This window comes from Pseudomonas sp. K5002, assembly GCF_013386655.1.
Lineage (GTDB): Bacteria > Pseudomonadota > Gammaproteobacteria > Pseudomonadales > Pseudomonadaceae > Aquipseudomonas.
In genome coordinates this window covers 1-1,031 of sequence record NZ_JACARK010000825.1, presented here as the reverse complement: position 1 = coordinate 1,031, position 1,031 = coordinate 1, and the positions used below count along the sequence as shown (strand labels likewise).

General features: G+C 62.5%; 1 protein-coding gene and 1 pseudogene. Both read right to left on the bottom strand.

Translation table 11 applies throughout. The annotated features are described in order from the left end of the window. Positions 1-26 precede the first annotated feature (26 nt). Complete coding sequence (locus HX846_RS29285) at positions 27-713, bottom strand: GntR family transcriptional regulator (RefSeq protein WP_178966688.1); 687 nt, start codon at positions 711-713, stop codon at positions 27-29. 2 nt (positions 714-715) lie between these two features. Continuing rightward, positions 716-1,031: pseudogene (locus HX846_RS29280) on the bottom strand (allophanate hydrolase); the annotation flags it as partial.

Below are 1,031 nucleotides of genomic sequence, written 5' to 3'. Positions count from 1 at the left end.
CTCCCTCGCCACAGGGCACGGGCTGCTTATCCTCTCGCCACCGCCAACCGATGCAACGTGATCTTGCGCACCTCCTGCTTGCTCACCTCGATGTGAGTCTTGAGCAGTTGCTGCGCCAGATCGCGGTGCCGTGCCGAGATCGCATCGAGGATGCTTGCGTGTTCCTCATAGGTCGCTGCGATACGTGATTGCTGAGTGAAATCCAGCCGCCGAATGATGCGGATTTTCTCGGTTATCTCGTAATGCATGCGCGCCATTTCAGCGTTGCCCGTGGCCTGCACCAACCCGCAGTGGAACTCCTCATCCAGCGCGCAGACGACCTGTGCGTCATCCAGCCGGGCACTTTCGTCCACCCGCCAGATCGCTTCAAGCCGTTCAAGCCCCTGCTCCGCCATGCCACACAAGCGGCTGACAGCGGCCAACTCCAGCACGATTCTTACGTCGTAAAGCTCTTCGAAATAGTTGAAGTCGAACGGCCGCACCTGCCAGCCACTCCTGAAAAACACCTCCAGGTACCCTTCCCGCTCCAGCCGATACAGCGCCTGGCGCACCGGCGTACGGCTGGCCTGCATGCGCTCGGCCACGTCACCCTCACTGAAGCGGTCACCCGGCAACAAACGAAAGTCGAAGATGTCGTCCTTCACCTGCTGGTAAACCCGTTCCGCCAGGCTGTCCGGCCGTTCGCTGGGCTTTCTCATGGTCGAGAGCTGCATGGCTATTTCCTGCTCGCCATGTAGGCGCGCCAGCCGCCGAATTCGGTGATGTCAGTAGCGCCTGCCAGGGCCCAGGGCTCGCAGATAAACCCCTTTACGCTGCGCCCGTCCGCCAGGGTGAGGTTGCCGATGCCCAGCGGCGCGGGAATCTCGGCGACGAACTCACCAAAGCGGGCGACAGGCATGTCCCACAGCTCGACGATGATCGAGCGGCCCGAGTCATCCCTGGCCAGCCCCGGCTTGGGCGGAACCGTGCCCGGCAGTGCATGCAAGCGGTAGTTGCCCGCTGTCAGGGTTTGCTCCACCAGCACGGCGTTG

Bases quoted from the DNA above. Each gene is read 5' to 3' on its own strand.
- HX846_RS29285 (WP_178966688.1), bottom strand. From the start codon at position 713: ATGCAGCTCTCGACCATGAGAAAGCCCAGCGAACGGCCGGACAGCCTG.